The 13,997-nt window shown below is 36.5% G+C and carries 12 protein-coding genes, 2 tRNA genes and 1 pseudogene; 4 read left to right on the forward strand and 11 right to left on the reverse strand.

Features of this window, described 5'->3' with window-relative positions; all coding sequences use genetic code 11:
- Both ACFIMC_RS01530 and ACFIMC_RS01535 read left to right on the forward strand, forming a co-directional pair.
- The coding region (locus ACFIMC_RS01530; RefSeq protein WP_375681027.1) for a DNA adenine methylase at positions 1-769 on the forward strand (769 nt) is incomplete at its 5' end.
- A 65-nt stretch (positions 770-834) separates the two neighbouring features.
- Positions 835-1,133 (forward strand): annotated as a pseudogene (locus ACFIMC_RS01535) (XRE family transcriptional regulator).
- Between the two features lie 89 nt (positions 1,134-1,222).
- Here ACFIMC_RS01535 and ACFIMC_RS01540 read toward each other — a convergent pair.
- The 3 genes from ACFIMC_RS01540 to ACFIMC_RS01550 form a co-directional block, all read right to left on the reverse strand.
- Positions 1,223-1,297: transfer RNA gene (locus ACFIMC_RS01540), tRNA-Val, on the reverse strand.
- 97 nt (positions 1,298-1,394) lie between these two features.
- The gene (gene cpdR / locus ACFIMC_RS01545; protein ID WP_005773448.1) at positions 1,395-1,757 is read right to left on the reverse strand and encodes a cell cycle two-component system response regulator CpdR; all 363 of its coding nucleotides are present in this window, start codon (positions 1,755-1,757) and stop codon (positions 1,395-1,397) included.
- Positions 1,758-2,598: 841 nt separating this feature from the next.
- Entirely contained in the window at positions 2,599-3,516 is a 918-nt protein-coding gene (locus tag ACFIMC_RS01550; protein WP_375672064.1) for a serine aminopeptidase domain-containing protein, read from the reverse strand.
- A 258-nt stretch (positions 3,517-3,774) separates the two neighbouring features.
- Between ACFIMC_RS01550 and ACFIMC_RS01555 the strand changes: the two genes are divergently transcribed.
- The gene (locus tag ACFIMC_RS01555; protein ID WP_375613075.1) at positions 3,775-4,242 is read left to right on the forward strand and encodes an Hsp20 family protein; all 468 of its coding nucleotides are present in this window, start codon (positions 3,775-3,777) and stop codon (positions 4,240-4,242) included.
- A 251-nt stretch (positions 4,243-4,493) separates the two neighbouring features.
- On the opposite strand, the gene ACFIMC_RS01560 is transcribed toward ACFIMC_RS01555, so the two are convergent.
- A tRNA-Pro gene (locus ACFIMC_RS01560) sits at positions 4,494-4,570 on the reverse strand.
- Between the two features lie 604 nt (positions 4,571-5,174).
- On the opposite strand from ACFIMC_RS01560, the gene ACFIMC_RS01565 reads away from it, so the two are divergent.
- Positions 5,175-5,540 (forward strand): iron-sulfur cluster assembly accessory protein, encoded by a 366-nt coding sequence (locus ACFIMC_RS01565; protein WP_375613074.1) that lies wholly within the window; start codon positions 5,175-5,177, stop codon positions 5,538-5,540.
- A gap of 70 nt (positions 5,541-5,610) precedes the next feature.
- Here the strand turns inward: ACFIMC_RS01565 and mazG are convergent, their stop codons facing one another.
- The 7 genes from mazG to ACFIMC_RS01600 all read right to left on the reverse strand — a co-directional run bounded on the left by mazG (position 5,611) and on the right by ACFIMC_RS01600 (position 13,750).
- Positions 5,611-6,426 carry a nucleoside triphosphate pyrophosphohydrolase gene (gene mazG, locus ACFIMC_RS01570; protein ID WP_375613073.1) on the reverse strand — a complete coding sequence of 272 codons (816 nt, stop codon included), beginning with the start codon at positions 6,424-6,426 and terminating at the stop codon, positions 5,611-5,613.
- Between the two features lie 33 nt (positions 6,427-6,459).
- Positions 6,460-7,389 carry a lipid A biosynthesis lauroyl acyltransferase gene (locus ACFIMC_RS01575; protein ID WP_375672069.1) on the reverse strand — a complete coding sequence of 310 codons (930 nt, stop codon included), beginning with the start codon at positions 7,387-7,389 and terminating at the stop codon, positions 6,460-6,462.
- A gap of 6 nt (positions 7,390-7,395) precedes the next feature.
- A complete protein-coding gene (locus tag ACFIMC_RS01580) occupies positions 7,396-8,424 on the reverse strand; it encodes a zinc-binding dehydrogenase (protein ID WP_375613072.1) in 1,029 nt (342 codons plus the stop codon).
- A gap of 57 nt (positions 8,425-8,481) precedes the next feature.
- Entirely contained in the window at positions 8,482-9,756 is a 1,275-nt protein-coding gene (locus tag ACFIMC_RS01585) for a beta-ketoacyl-ACP synthase (protein ID WP_375613071.1), read from the reverse strand.
- A gap of 15 nt (positions 9,757-9,771) precedes the next feature.
- Positions 9,772-10,947: a beta-ketoacyl-ACP synthase gene (locus ACFIMC_RS01590; RefSeq protein WP_375681028.1), complete on the reverse strand. Its 1,176-nt coding sequence runs from the start codon at positions 10,945-10,947 to the stop codon at positions 9,772-9,774.
- Between the two features lie 10 nt (positions 10,948-10,957).
- Positions 10,958-11,242 carry an acyl carrier protein gene (locus ACFIMC_RS01595; protein WP_005773457.1) on the reverse strand — a complete coding sequence of 95 codons (285 nt, stop codon included), beginning with the start codon at positions 11,240-11,242 and terminating at the stop codon, positions 10,958-10,960.
- 189 nt (positions 11,243-11,431) lie between these two features.
- Positions 11,432-13,750 (reverse strand): NADP-dependent malic enzyme, encoded by a 2,319-nt coding sequence (locus ACFIMC_RS01600; RefSeq protein WP_375618513.1) that lies wholly within the window; start codon positions 13,748-13,750, stop codon positions 11,432-11,434.
- Positions 13,751-13,997 lie beyond the last annotated feature (247 nt).

Consider the following 13,997-nt stretch of genomic DNA (forward strand, 5'->3'; position numbering starts at 1 on the left):
TACACAAACATTGTTTGCGTGGATGGGTGGTAAACACTATCTGCGTAAGAAAATTATACCGATTTTAAATAATATTGACCATGAAACCTATGTTGAACCGTTTTTAGGCTCTGGTGTTATTTTCCTAAATAAAGAACCAGCAAAATATTCCGTGATTAATGATTTGAATGGAGAGATCACGAACCTGTTTCAATGTGTTCAAAATAACTTTGATGATTTAGCCAAACGACTAGAATGGTTTGTTTGTTCAAGACAGTTGTTTTTTGAACTTGCGGCGATTGATCCAGAAAGCCTTTCCAAAGTTGAAAGAGCCGCACGTTTTTTGTTTCTCCAACGTTGTGTGATGTATGGGAAAAAAGAGTATGTCTCTTTTGGCTTTGGAAGGAAAAAGCCTATAGCATTTAATCCCGAAAAGCTGTTATCAAGGATGAGACGTGTTAGACAGAAGCTTCTTGATACGACGATCTTAAATTTGTCGTGGGAACGGGTTATCGAGCTATTTGATGCACCCGACAGTTTATTTTACCTAGACCCGCCTTATCTTGTAAAGAAGAAGTGTTACAGCTCTGGGAATTTTGTTGAAGATGATTTTGTGAGTATGGCAAAAGTTCTCAAAAGCATACAAGGCAAATTTGTCTTGAGTCTCAATGATTGTGATGCGGTTCGAGAGATTTTTAAGGATTTTGACTTTTTAGAATTAGAGACTCTTTGGACATCTGGTTTTGCTAAAAAACCACCCCGAAAAGAACTCTTGATTCGCAATAATTGAAGAAAATCATAAAAAGATTTGTTAGAATCAGAAGAAAATATTTCTTCTCTAATAGGACTTTTTATATGGTTACATCTTTTGGTAAAATTTTACGGAAACTTCGCATTGATCACTCCGAACGCCTCTTAGATATGGCTAAGAAATTAGACATATCTGTANAGAAATTTTGAGAAGAGAATCGGATGCTTGTCGCAAAAGTTTTACAATCAAGACTTCTGATCCGTTGAGGCGTAAAACTGTTGGCATGTTTTTTAGAACTTTAAAAGATTTTTCACAAGAGGATTTAGAAGCATTCAAAACATTATTAGAGATGATTAGCGAAGCGCAAAGAAAAGAAAATGCTACTGTTGTAGACAAATGTTAGAAAATCCTATTCCCTTAACTTTATTAAGGTATCCCTCACTTAAAAAAACATATGTAAAATCAATAAATTATTGTTGATATAAAATGCAATGGTGGGCGTGACAGGGATTGAACCTGTGACCCCTACGATGTCAACGTAGTGCTCTCCCGCTGAGCTACACGCCCATTCATTGATGTTGCATACACCATACAGAATGCCAAACGTCAATGCCTAATTTAATTTTCTCTTTCAACAGATGCAAATAACTTTAAAAAATACTTTTTAAGCAGCGATAAGGATCTTTTCAACTTCATTGACGAGTTCACGTAAGTGAAATGGCTTAGAGAGAACCTTTGCATCAGGAGGGGCATCACTATTTGAATTGAGTGCTACCGCTGCAAAACCTGTAATGAACATTACTCGTAAATCAGGGTCAATCTCAGTAGCACGTCGTGCGAGTTCGATTCCGTCCATCTCTGGCATCACAATATCAGTCAGGAGAAGGGAAAATGGTTCTTCTTGTAAACGTTCATATGCGCTAATACCATTATCGAAGTCGGCGACTTCGTAGCCTGCACGTTCTAGGGCTTTTACGAGAAAGCGACGCATATCGTTATCATCTTCTGCGAGCAGGATTCGTTTCATGATTATATTCCAATGGCTCCATTTGTCAGAGTTTTGCCGCATCAATTATACAATATAGAGTATTTATAAAAAAGATGGTAAAATGCTCATAATTGAAATGAATGGCAAAATGGTTAATTCTTATATTCTGATTCAAAATACAGCATATTCGTTGTGAGTTGGTTAAATTCGAAATATATGTGATTTTGAAAAAAGAAGGGGTTCTCTAAAACTACTAAGATGATTCGTTACTATCTTTTCTTTTAAAGTTACTGATTATTATCAGAATTCCATTAAAAAACTTATGAAAACCGTTATTGTGGGGTTTTCATATATCGAGAAATTAGAAGAATATTATGTTAATTTATTGTTTTTAAAAAGTTCTCCTAAGAAATAGAAATTTTATAGTTATTTGTTTTTATAGAGATTTGTAATAAATATTATAAATGCGCTTTATTTCCAGTTTTTTCCTTAAATAGATGAAAACTATTATTTTCCTAGAATAATATTAAATTATCACTTAACAACAGATCAAAAATAGTATTTTGATGCTTTATTTATAAATATATATCATGTTATATTAAGATAGATTTATTATTTTTATTTATATAAATAGTTTTTTTATTAATTTATTTTTTATGATGTAAAATAATATTGTTTAATGTAATGATATACTTTGTATATTAGTTTTTTAGTAGAATGCGTGGTGAATATTTAGGTTATGGCTTGCCTGTAAAGGCTAGAAAACAAATCATATGAGTGGTTGGAAAGAAAAATCTATTATATTTAAAAGTGTTTGTAGATCCAATGCTCGTAGAAACTTTCTTTTTTGATGGGGCGGAGCGGAAATTAAGGTTTAATGTTATTTTACAGATACATTATCGGGAATAAAGGCATCAAATGCAGCCCAAAATTGCTTTTTATAATCTTCGTTAACCATAATTGTATCCAGTTTAGCGCCTGTAATAGTAATACTTTCTGTTAAACGTGTGTGTTGGCATAATTGCCGCACTTCAATGTTGTTTGCAATATTGTTTTGATTGGCAAGAATAAAGAGTGTTGGGATTCGTAAATCTCCATGAAGTACATTTCTCTTCATAGAATCAATCGCATTAAATACTGAAGCCATCCATTGGGATGTTGGGGGCTTAATGGAAGGGAGCGGCACTTTATCTATGTATCCCAATTGTATATTTTTTTGTTTTGTCTTGTTTAATTTTTTCCCATCTTTCACTGGTATAAAGCCAAGACCTATATCAGAAAGAAATTGTGTTAATTTATGTTGAAAACTATTCGTTTTATTGCCGAATGGAGCAAAAAGGGGAGAAACACAGAGCAATCTATTAAACTGATGATTAATGAGATCTAATCCGCTAAGTGCTATCAATCCACCTATGCCATAGGCGAGCATAGAATAAGGCGGCGGACAATTAGGATAAACAATATTTTTAAGAAATTTATATAAGTCATTAATATCATTATTTATATCAAAACAATGATGTCGGCTTTGTTTTCTTATCTTGAAGGATGTTTTTTCTTGATCAAAGCAGTCAAATATTGCTGTATGAAAACCGCGTTTAGAAATTTCATTTATTAATAAAAAATATTTTTCTAAAGTATTTGCGTAGCTTTTGAGAATAACAATTGTTCCCTTAGATTTTTCCACCTCAGGATATGTTATAGCAAAACGAATTTCGTGATCTATTGCTATTTTAAGAGTATCATGATGGATATTAAGAAAAGTGGAACCCCAGTCTATGGGATAAAGAGGTGTTTCCAATTGAAATCCTTTACAGTGTATTTGCCGCTTAGTGCTTTGACATTTATGTAATGAAGAAAGAGGATTAAAAAAGGGGTATATTGCTTTTTAGATAGTTTTTATCAATTTAGGTCCCAAAGAGTTGAAATAAAGAAAAACGATTACTAGATAATATAATGCGGTTGCCATGATGGGGCCGCAGGTTCACAAGTAAGTTTGCCATATGGGAACTTTGTGAATTAATTATAAATTATAGTCGCTCTAGAGGAGGGCAATATTATGCGTCAAGTAGATTTTTCACCATTTTATCGTTCCACAGTAGGTTTTGATCATCTTTTTAACTGGTTTGATTCTAGAACACAACCAGACGAAGTTTCTTCTTATCCCCCTTATAATATCGAGCGTTTAACTGAAGATTCTTATAGAATTTCTATGGCGGTTGCTGGTTTTTCTCAAGATGAAATTGATATTGAAACGCATTGTAACCAGCTGATCGTTAAGGGAGACAGAAAGTCTAAAAATGATGATGAAGAGCGAGAATTCCTTTATCGAGGCATTGCTTCGCGTGCTTTTGAACGGCGTTTTCATTTGGCTGATCATGTTAAGGTTATTGGGGCAGAACTTGGAGATGGGCTTCTTCATATTCAGCTTAAAAGGGAAATGCCAGCTGAATTAAAACCCAAAAAGATAACCGTACAGATGTCACCATCCATTACAAAAAATGATAACAGCGACGTTATCGTGTAAAGAAAATTTAGAAAATATGAGATCGGATAATTATAAATTTTTCTGAAAAATAAAAAACGCGAGGCAAAAGGTCTCGCGTTTCGTATGTGTTTTCCTAAGAACGAAGCGCATTTTAATAAAAAAGCTTATCTCGAATTTATGATAAAATATCATTGCACATTATTCTACGTTGAAGAAAAAGTTCATGTGTGTGCAATTGAAATGCATAATGATTCACTTTTTAAGTAAGCTTATTTATAGCATTTTAAAAATGGTCGGAGCGGCGGGATTTGAACCCACGACCCCTTGACCCCCAGTCAAGTGCGCTACCAAGCTGCGCTACGCTCCGAGTTCGTGTAAAACGATTAAATGACTGTTTCTTTAAAGGCAAGAGAAAAAATAAACAGAATAAAATCTAAAATGCTCTTGCACTTAGAGCTTTTGAAAGTAAAAATTTTGGACATCAATATTTTGTTGTTAATTCAAGATAAATAACGAATTTGTAAAATTCTTTGTGATCATTAAATTTTTAGCTCTATAGTTAATAGATGTATGCATTTAATTACTTTTGAGATTGTGAGGAGGGGGTAAGATTGGTGTAGAGGTATGAATTGGAGCAAATGAGTGCTGAAGGTATATTTTTTTCTTACCTAATCGTTACTTTTCTAAAAAGATAAAGATTTTCAAAAGAAGAGGAGTGAATGTATGGTTTTGAAAAGTTTTCGTTTTTTAGAGTTTTATAGACGAGGTATTTTCATTTTATATGGATAAAAAATTGTAAGTTCTGGATTGTATAATCACAAATCTCATTTTACGGGTATGTATTTTTATCCAAATAAACAAGATCAGAATGCTTTAATTTATGTTTTGTTGTTTTTTTTCTAAAATATCAGATAAAATATTATAGAGGAAAAACTTTCAAAGTGTCTATTGAACTAAGAAAAGAGTAAAGGATGAGCCGTTTTTCGGTAATAAACTTGACGCAAGCAGCAGTGGATCGTGTTAAAGCGATTATGGATGCAAAAGATGCACAGGGTATTCTTGTTGGTATCAAAAAAGGTGGTTGTGCAGGGATGGAGTATACAATTACTCTTGTCAAAGAAAAGGGGATAGATGCGGATGTTGTTGAAGTGAATGGTGCCCGTGTTTTTGTAGCACATGATGCGGTATTATTTTTATTAGGGACGCAGATGGATTATGAAGTGACAACGCTTCAGTCTGGTTTTGTCTTTAAAAACCCTAATCAAGTTTCAGCATGCGGGTGTGGCGAATCGGTGGAACTTCGTCCTGCTACGCAGGATCAATATAAAACAAATTGAGCTGAGCTAAATTATAATTTAGTAATTTTAGAGGGGCTTGTTCTTTTAGGTAGAAGAAATCTACTATTTTTTATCGTTCATTTTTAGCTTGCTTCCAAAGTGCTTCCATTTCATTCAAGGATGCGTCAGTGAGTGTTTTAGATTGAGTGGATAGCTTTTCTTCAATATAGGCGAAACGATTTCGAAATTTTATATTCGTTTTTTTTAATGCTTTTTGTGAATCAATCGCTAAGTGGCGCGCGAGATTAAGAAGTATAAAGTAGAGATCTCCAAACTCTGCTTCTATCTCTGAGTTTTGTTTATTTTTGATGGCTTCTTTGAGCTCTTCCAGTTCTTCTTCTATTTTTTCAAAAACTTTATCACTTTTTTGCCAATCAAAACCTACTTTAGCTGCTGTTTCTTGTAAAGCAAGTGCCTCTTGGTTTGCTGGCTGGATTTGTTTTACTGTTGCGAGTATGCTTATGGAGGAATTGTTGTTTTTTTCTTCGCACATTCTTTTTTGTTCAACCTGTTCTCTTTTTTTTATATATTCCCACTCCTCTTTTATAAATCCTCGTTTTTTTTGCTCGGCATTTCCAAAAACATGAGGATGGCGTCGAATCATTTTTTCCGTGATTGCATAAACAACATCTTCAAAAGTAAAGCTGCCTTCTTCTTGTGCTATGGTAGCATGATAGACAACTTGTAAAAGAAGATCCCCAAGTTCTTCACAGAGATCCTTTCGATTCTTTCGTTCAATGGCATCGATGACTTCGTAAACTTCTTCGAGCATATAGGGTATGAGGGATTCAAAAGTTTGTTTTTTATGCCAGATACAACCATTATCAGAGTTTCGTAATGCAGTGATAATTGCAGTGAGATCTTTGATATCTTTTGAGGCTAACATTTTGCACTTCCTTTGTAAGCAATAGAGCTTATGTTAGATGTCCCAACGTCTATGTAACCACATCCATTGTCCAGGATATTCACGGACCCAAGATTCAACAATATCATTTAATTTTTGCGTAGAAGCAGCTATATCGATATCATTTTTTTCATCACGTGGAAGTTCTACATGTTCATATAACTCTAAACGATGACGTCCACTAGGCAAACGAATACAACGTGCTGGATAAATATCACAGTCATATTGTCGAGCAAGTTTTATAATTAAGGGGTTTGTTTTAAGAGGTCTGTTAAAAAATGTTCCCATGATACCGCGGCGAAATTTTTGATCAACGAGCATACCAACATTTTCACCTTCTTCTAATTTGGCTGCTAATGCCCATGCTGCTCCGGCCTTGGAGGGAACAAGGTGTCCCATAGAAGTTTGTCGTGCTTTAAGGATTCGTTTGGCAACATAGGGATTATTGGGTGGTCTAAATAATACCGTAACATTAAGATCAAAACTTTGTGCACAAATAGGCAGAAGTTCAAAATTTCCAGTATGTGCGGTGAAAAAAATATGTGGTTTTTTTTCATTTTTTAATCGCTCAAATATTTCAGTGCCTTTAACCTCAATGAAACCTGGCTCGTCTGCATGAGGATCAAAATCAAAAATTTTATCAAGAAAAATATATTCGGCTAGGAAACGTCCTATATTTTCCCACATTTCTATTGCAATCGCACGGAGTTCTTGCTCTGTTTTTTCTGGATATGCACTCCTAAGGTTTGCGAGTGTGATTTGATGACGATGTACAAAGGGACCAATTTTTTTTGCTAACCAAGCAAAAAAAGAAATTCCCATTTTGGCTGGAAAACATTTTAGAATAAATAAAGAACCAAAGAGTAGATATGCCCATAACAAGTAGGATATTTTTTTAGCTACAATTTTAATACGATATATGAGATTTTTAAGAGAAAGCTTCATCATGATTTAATCGATTTTAAGGATAATTTTACCAAAAACATCACGACTCTCCATTCGTTTTAAAGCTGTATCAATTTCATCCAGCCCAACAATTGTATCAATGACAGGGTGTACGGCTTTTTGTGCCATTTTTTGCATGGCATTTTTCATATTTTCCATACGGCAGCCAAATGAACCGAATATTTTAAGCTGTTGCTGGAATAATTGCATGAGATTTATTGGTGCTGAAACACCAGAGGTAGAACCGCAAGTCACTAAGCGTGCTCCTTTTTTCATACATAACAGAGAACCGTTCCATGTATCGACACCAACATGCTCAAAAACAACGTCAACACCTTTTTTTTGGGTTAATTTACGCACTACACCTTCAAAACGATCTTTACGATAATTAATCACATGATCTGCCCCAAGAGAGTGCGCTTTTGCAATTTTTTCATCTGAACCTACAGTTGTGATAACTGTACAGCCCATGTGTTTTGCAAGTTGAATGGCTGCAGAACCAATACCTGAGCCACCAGCCTGTACTAGGATTGTTTCTCCTGCTTGTAGTTTTGCGTTATCGAAAAGCATATGTTCTACGGTACCAAAAGTAATTGGAGCAACTGCTGCTTGCAATTCATCACATTGGGGAGGTGATGGAACTAATAAACGTGCTGGCAAATTGACAAGCTCACACGCAAATCCATCAAGGTGAAAACCATAGACTCCCTTTACATTACTGCAAAGATTATCCCGTCCTTCATGACAAGCTTGGCATACTCCGCAGGTTTGTGCACCATAAATTGAGACAATCTGTCCAAGTTGGAGATGTTCAACGCCATCTCCTATTTGTATAACCTCACCAGAGGCTTCTGCACCAATGATGAGTGGCATTTTTCTTTTCGCAAAAGCCATGCCACGCCATCCCCATACATCAATATGATTAAGAGCAACGGCTTTTATCCGCACAGTTACTTCACCTATACTAGGTGAAGATGGCGGGGAAATATTGGTGATTTCAAGCCGACGATCATCGAAGAGTTGCAGTGCACGCATTATCATCCCCCTTAAATATATTATTGGTTAGCGTTATAAAATTTTATTATTACAGGATTATCCTTTATATGCAGTGATAACAAGACTCATATTTTGACCACCAAATCCAAATGAGTTTGACAAAACCGCATTGACACAGGACTTACGGCTATGATGAGGAACAACATCTAAGGGGATAGTAGGGTCAGGGTTATCATAATTTATTGTTGGTGGAAGTATTCCCGATTGAATGGTTAAAAGCGAAAAAACCGCTTCTATTGCACCAGCAGCAGTTAATGTATGCCCAATCATTGATTTATTAGAAGAGACAGGAATATGCTCTAAAAGATCACCGAATACTGTTGATAATGCAAGATATTCCATTTTTTCATTTTCAGGTGTTGAAGTTCCGTGGGCATTAATATAGTCAATTTCATTGATGGTTATTTTTGCATCGTCTAAAGCTTTGCGAACGGATTCAATTGCTGGTGATGCATCGGGTTTTGAACGTGTACGGTGAAAGTCATCGGCGGTTTCTCCACAGCCAGCTAAAATTCCTAAAACTGTAGCATTACGGTTTAATGCGCTTTGAAGAGATTCAAGAACAAGAGCGCCTGAGCCTTCTGCCATAACAAAACCATCTCGATCACGGCTAAAGGGTTTTGCTGCTTTTTCTGGAGGCTCATTCTGAGTTGAAAGAGCAGATAGTAGCGAAAAACGAATAAGAGATTCTGCTGAAACTGATCCATCTGTCGCAATTATGAGAGCTCTATTTGTCTCTCTCCGTCTAATAGACTCAACACCTAATTGAATTGCTGTTGCACCAGATGCACAGGCAGTGGAAAGTGTAACAGGAAGTCCTTTTGTGCCAAATGTTTTTTGAAGTTTTTCTGCAATTGCACCAAATTGTGTGGATTCAAAAAGCGTCTCATGGAGTTTATCCTTACAGACTTTAAGAAGATGTGCATAAGAAGGCTCATTATTGAATTCTTCCTCTTGATCAAGACTAAAACGTGCTTTCCATTCAAGTTCAACAGGAGGAGCAGCTAGAAAGAGTGGTCCATTAAAATTTTTTTTATCAATAGCAGCTTGTTCTAAAGCTTCTTCAGCAGAAAGATGTGCAAGCTTCTCAGAGAGAGCTGAAGCACCAAGTGTACTTTCTTTAAGAAAATCAATTGTTCCAGCAATATATGTATTTAATCCCTCAACGGGAAAACGTGTTATTTTGTGGATACCACTTACACCACTTGTTAATTTTTGCCAATTTTCATGTTTCCCTTGTCCCAGTGATGTGACAATGCCTGCACCAGTTATTGCTACAAGTGGACGCCCAAAATGATCATGATATTTCACTATAGAAATTCCCCTTCAAACAGCAGTAAGACGCACAATACCTTCAGCTCTTTTTATACCAATCGTTGTAACAAATATTTCACGTACTTCTTTAGAAAAAGGTTTTTCATGAGGACTTAACGCTGGAAAACCGCGTTTTTTTTCAATTGAAAGTGCTGCAAGAGCTAGAGCTAGAGGAAATTGTGCTTCCCGCATATAACCAAATAATGTTGTAATGCCACGGTAAGATAGATCAGCATTATCAAGAGCATTTTGTTCTGCTTTTGTTGCTTCGTGAGCTCCTGAGGCTGCTGAAATGGCTAAGGCAGATTTAGCGCCCGCAGTTTTTAACATTGTTGCAATTGAATCTCTAAGTGGAATTTTGGTTCTATCTGTTTGGTCTGTAATAATTTGGCTAATTTCAGCATAAGCACGTGCGTTGCGTTTTTTGGCATGTTCTCCACTTTCAATAACTAGGAAGATCCCACCAGAACCTGCTATGACACCGCCGCCTGGATAGATTCCACGATCCCACACTGGGCTCCATCCATTATGGGTTAAAAGACCACCAAGCTCATGCGCCAACAACATATCATAACTTTGTGCATTATAGGAACTTCCTACAAGAGCATGGGTACTTTGACCTGATTTAATACGAGCTACAGCAATTTGAAGTGCAGAAAGACCACTGCCTTCTTCTCCCATAAATGTACGAGATGATCCAGTGACTTTATGAACAATTGAAATGTTTCCTGCCAAAAGGTTTGAAAGTTGTGCCAAAAATAATGTTGGACGAAGTTCAGTTGAAAGAGCAACATTTAACATAGAAGCATGATCGGCAACTGCGCGCGCTTTAGAAAGAATCTGTGTATCAACAGTAATATCACGTTCTCCCCCACTTGCCGCTACGATCATATCCATTGTTGAAGTGAGTTGTTCATTATTTTTTATGCCGGCATCATCAAGAGCAAGACCAGCCGCATAGGTACCAAGACGCTGCCATGTTCCCATTTGCCGTTGATCACTTTTTTTAGGAATTTGTAAACTCCAATCAATTTCGGGCAATTTATGAACCGTGTAAGGTGAAAAAGTTGTATAATCTAGGTTTGGTGTACGGATTGGATCATTTAAGAGATTCCAATGTTGATCAGTTCCTGCCCCCAGAGAGCTTATGAGACCTATACCAGTAATGAATACAGATTGATCATGCATGGCGAAAAAACTACTCCGCCTGTTTTAAGGCAACGAGATCATCAATTTTTGCACAAAGGTTTTTAAGAACAAAGTATTCTTCTGTTGCAACGGTACCTTCGTTGACTTCTTGTGTCCATTGTTCTAGAGGGACTTTTATTCCGAAAGCTTTATCAATAGCGAAAACAATATCAAGAAAATCAAGACTGTCGATTCCTAAATCGTCAATTGTATGACTCTCAGGTGTAATTGTATTGCGATCAATTTCACTGATTTCTGCAATGATATCAGCAACTTTATCAAACGTGGAAGGCAATGTACGGATTCCTTATTATAGAGTTAGTAAATTCAAAATACATTTAATATTGTTCTTCTAGCCTTTTTTCTCTTTAAAAAAAAGACTTAATCCAGAATATAGCTGTCTTTATCTATAGAGAAAAGAGGTTTACAGTACATGAAATACTATATCTCAATATTTAAAAAACTTTGAAATTTTATTGCGCATTTATTTTACAAGACTATTTTTTCTATTGGCAGCAAGGACAGCAAGGGCTGTTATATTAACAACTCCCCGGGAAGTTACTGAAGGCGTTAAGATATGGGCGGGACGTGCTGCCCCGATTAGAATAGGACCAACATGGAGTGCATTTGTGAGGCTTTTAACAGTGTTGAGCGTGATATTGGCTGAATCAAGTGTTGGAAAGACAAGCAAATTAGCTTCACTTTTAAGACGAGAATTAGGAAAAACACGATCACGAAAAACTTTGGAAAGGGCAGCATCAGCATGCATTTCACCATCTGCTTCTAAATCAGGGTGTAATTTGGCAAGAATTTCTGTTGCTCGTCGCATTTTACGCGCACTTTCTGTGTTTTTAGAACCAAAGTTTGAGTGTGATAATAAGGCTGCTTTTGGTGTTATTCCAAATGCTTCAACTTCTTGAGCTGCCAACACAGTCATTTCAGCGATTTCTTCTGCAGAAGGATTTTCATTGACGTAAGTATCTGTGAGGAAAAGAGTACGTTGTTGAGAGATAAGCAAACTCATAGCAGAAAAACGGTGAACATGAGGATCAAGACCGATAATTTGTTCAATCAATTCAAGTTGACGTTCAAAGCGTCCTTCTAAGCCGCAAATCATTGCATCTGCTTCTTCACGCATAACGGCAAGGGCAGCAATAGCCGTTGTTGATGTTCTCACTACTGTTTTTGCCATTTCAGGCGTAACACCACGCCTCCCTGTATAATGAAAAAATAAATTAACATAATCACGAAAACGTGGATCATCTTCAGGGTTTGTTAATTCAAAATCTATACCAGGACGAATTCTTAAACCAAAGCGTTTTAATCTTGCTTCTACGACATGTGGACGGCCGATAAGGAGGGGCGTTGCTGTTTGTTCTTCAATGACAACTTGTGCTGCACGAAGGACGCGTTCATCTTCACCATTGGCATAGATGACGCGTTTACGTTTTGCTGTTTTTGCTGCAGCAAAAACAGGTTTCATTGTTAAACCAGAAAGAAAGACAAATCGATTGAGGATATCATAGTAGGCCTCCATATCTTCAATGGGACGAATGGCGACACCAGTTGTCATTGCTGCTTTAGCAACAGCGGGAGCAATACGCAGTATTAAACGCGGATCAAAAGGAGAGGGGATCAGATAGTCTGGTCCAAAATTGGGTGGTTCTTTCGAGTATGCACGTGCTACAACATCTGAAGTTTCTTCACGTGCAAGGGCAGCAATCGCATGAACAGCGGCCATTTTCATTTCTTCATTAATTGCACTAGCACCTACGTCTAATGCACCACGGAAGATATAGGGAAAACAAAGGACATTATTAACTTGATTGGGATAATCAGAGCGTCCTGTGCAGATCATTGCATCTGGTCGTATAGAGCGTGCTTCTTCAGGCATAATTTCTGGTACTGGATTAGCCAGTGCTAAAATGAGTGGATTTTGAGCCATTCTTTTAAGATATTCAGGCTTTAAAACACCACCCGCAGATAGGCCTAGAAAAATATCCGCATCATCAATAATATCAGATAAAGTTCGTGCGTCCGTTTTTTGTGCGTAATTGATTTTCCAACGATCCATAAGGGTCTTGCGACCTTCATATACAACTCCCTCTAAGTCACTAAGCCAAATATTTTCAACTTTTGCCCCAAGACGAACCAAAAGATTAAGGCAAGCGAGGGCAGCAGCACCTGCACCTGAGGTAACTATTTTTGCATTTTCAATTTTTTTTCCTGAAAGATTTAAGGCATTTAATACAGCCGCAGAAACAATAATGGCAGTTCCATGTTGGTCATCATGAAAAACTGGAATTTTCATTTTAGCACGAAGTTTTTCTTCGATGTCAAAACATTCAGGAGCCTTAATGTCTTCAAGATTAATACCACCAAATGTAGGTTCTAAGGTCGATATTGTTTGTACCATTTGTTCTATATCGGATGCATCAATTTCAATATCAAAAACATCAATATTCGCAAATTTTTTAAATAAAACGGCTTTGCCTTCCATAACTGGCTTGGAAGCGAGTGGACCAATGTTCCCTAAACCAAGAACAGCAGTTCCATTGGATATAACAGCGACTAAATTAGCACGGGAGGTATATTGAGCAGCAAGATTGGGATCTTCATGAATCGCAAGACATGGTGCTGCAACGCCTGGAGAATAAGCAAGAGCTAAATCACGTTGATTATCAAGAGGTTTTGTTGCTTGTATTTCCAATTTTCCAGGTTTTGGGTGTTGGTGATAAAAAAGTGCGGCACTGTCAAGTTCAGCTTTTGGTGAACTGAAATCACTATTTTGTTCTCTAGACATTTTTATGATATCCAAGTTAGCGTATGTGTATATGAGATGTTCCATCTACGATAAGGTTTTGTCCACTAATAAATCCTCATTTCTCTGAATATCAAAATGTATGAGTATGAGAAAACTCTTCTGGATTGTAAAACCAGTTTGATAATTCTTTTTGTTTGTGTGCATGAATAATTTCATTGATAGCAGCACGATTAGTTTTTTCTTTCCTTAATAAAACCCGTAAAAATTGATTAGTCTACAAACGAAT

It is taken from the genome of Bartonella sp. AP21QHHD, assembly GCF_042196205.1.
Taxonomy (GTDB): Bacteria; Pseudomonadota; Alphaproteobacteria; order Rhizobiales; family Rhizobiaceae; genus Bartonella.